The 1,934-nt window shown below is 76.1% G+C and carries 2 protein-coding genes; both read right to left on the bottom strand.

Annotation, left to right across the window (positions count from 1 at the left end):
* Positions 1-182: 182 nt before the first annotated feature.
* On the bottom strand, positions 183-1,010 hold the full coding sequence (locus ABZW32_RS39810) for an ECF transporter S component (protein WP_356225809.1): 828 nt from the start codon (positions 1,008-1,010) through the stop codon (positions 183-185).
* A gap of 131 nt (positions 1,011-1,141) precedes the next feature.
* Positions 1,142-1,934: ATP-binding cassette domain-containing protein (locus ABZW32_RS39805; protein ID WP_356225807.1), on the bottom strand; the 793-nt coding region annotated here is incomplete at its 5' end.

Here is a 1,934-nt window from a genome sequence, read left to right as displayed (position 1 = left end):
ACTCATCCAGTTCTACCGACGCCCCGGCGGCCTGGCAAAGACCCCGCCTACTACGGACCCTCGCAGGAGGGGACCCACCGGACCCGGCCATGGGGGTGCCCGGGGGCGGTCCGGGGACTACGACGCCGCTTCGTATGTGACCTGGGTCCTATGGGGCGGCTCACCGCCACACCCCCCGGATCTCACCGATCGTGACGGGCCGTGTCCCCCTCGGGAAGGGGATTCGGGGCGGTGGTGCCCGGGGCGGTGGTGCCCTCCTGCCCGAAGGAGACGGGGGCGTCGAAGGCGGCCTTCCGCGTGGCCCGCCGCAGCGCCTTCAGCAGGGTGGCCCCGAGGGCGAGGGTCAGGACGACGGTCAGCGCAGCCCGCCCCAGGTCCCAGCCCAGCGAGGTCGCCGCGCAGTACGCGACGAAACGCGCCAGGTTCTGCGCCACCGGGTCGCCTGGATGGAAGGAGATCCCCTGGCCCATGCCCTGGAGGAGCACCCAGCCCTGGAGGTTCATGACCGTGCCGTACGCGAACGAGCCCAGGAACCCGTACGCCGCCAGCATCGCCAGCTCGGCCCGCCCCCGGATCCGCTCCGGGCCGGGCAGCAGCCCGGCGCCGAGCGAGAACCAGCCCAGGGCCAGCATCTGGAACGGCATCCACGGCCCGACCCCACCGGTGAGCAGGGCCGACGCGAACATGGTGACGGAGCCGAGGACGAAGCCGAATCCCGGACCGAGGACCCGGCCGCTGAGCACCATCAGGAAGAACATCGGCTCCAGGCCGGCCGTGCCCGCGCCGAGTGGTCTCAGGGCCGCCCCCACGGCGGCGAGCACGCCCAGCATCGCCACCGCCTTGGCGTCCATCCCCTGGTCCGCGATGGTCGCCACGACCACCGCCACCAGCAGCGGCAGCAGCGCCGCGAACAGCCACGGGGCGTCCTGGGAGTGGGCCAGGCCCGACTGGCGGTCGGCCAGCAGGGGCCAGCCGAAGGCGGCGATGCCGATCAGGGTGACGAGGACCAGGGCCGCGGCGGCACGCGGACCGACGCGGACGGGGCGGCCGTGGCGGAGGGGGCGGGCGGTGCGGTCGGGGCCGTCGGGGCTGCCGGGGCCGTCGGGGCCGCCGGTGTTCAGGAGGCCGGGGGCGGGGCGGTTCACGGGGTCCCTTCGAGGGCCGCGGACACCTGGGACACCGTGAGCCAGTGCCCCGGGGCCAGGATCTTGGCCACCTGCGGGGAGAAGGCGGGGGAGGAGACGACGACCTCGGCCGTCGGGCCGTCCGCGACGACCTCGCCGCCCGCCAGGATCACCACCCGGTGGGCCAGCTCGGCAGCCAGCTCCACGTCGTGCGTGGCCAGCACGATGGCGTGCCCGTCGGCGGCGAGCCCGCGCAGCAGGCCGACCAGCCGCGCCTTGGCGGCGTAGTCCAGGCCGCGGGTGGGTTCGTCGAGGAGGAGCAGGGCCGGCCGGCCGGTCAGGACCAGGGCGAGGGCCAGGGTCAGCCGCTGGCCCTCGGACAGGTCCCGGGGGTGGGTGTCGTCCGGTACCCCGGGCAGCAGGGTCGCAACCAGGTCACTGCAGGTCCCGGGGGTGGCGCCGGCGTCGGCGTCGGCCGCGGCGCACTCGGCGGAGACCGTGTCGGCGTAGAGGAGGTCGCGCGGATCCTGCGGGACCAGGCCCACCCGGCGCACCATCTCCCGGGGCGGGGTCCGGTGGGGCGCGCGGCCGCCGACGGTCACCTCGCCGGCCGCGGGGGCCAGGGTGCCGATCAGCGACGCGAGGAGGGTGGACTTGCCGGCGCCGTTGCGGCCCATCAGGGCGATGACCTCGCCGGGAGCGACCGAGAGGCTGACGTCCCGGAGCACCTCGGCGCGGGGCCCGCGGCGCACGCGGAGGTCGCGCACGACGGCCGCGGGGGCGGCCTGGGCCGCCGCGCGGGTCACGTGG

It is taken from the genome of Streptomyces sp. NPDC004667, from assembly GCF_040609475.1.
Classification (GTDB): Bacteria; Actinomycetota; Actinomycetes; order Streptomycetales; family Streptomycetaceae; genus Streptomyces.
Note: the sequence above shows the minus strand (reverse complement) of the source record. Positions and strands in the feature narration are given on the sequence as shown.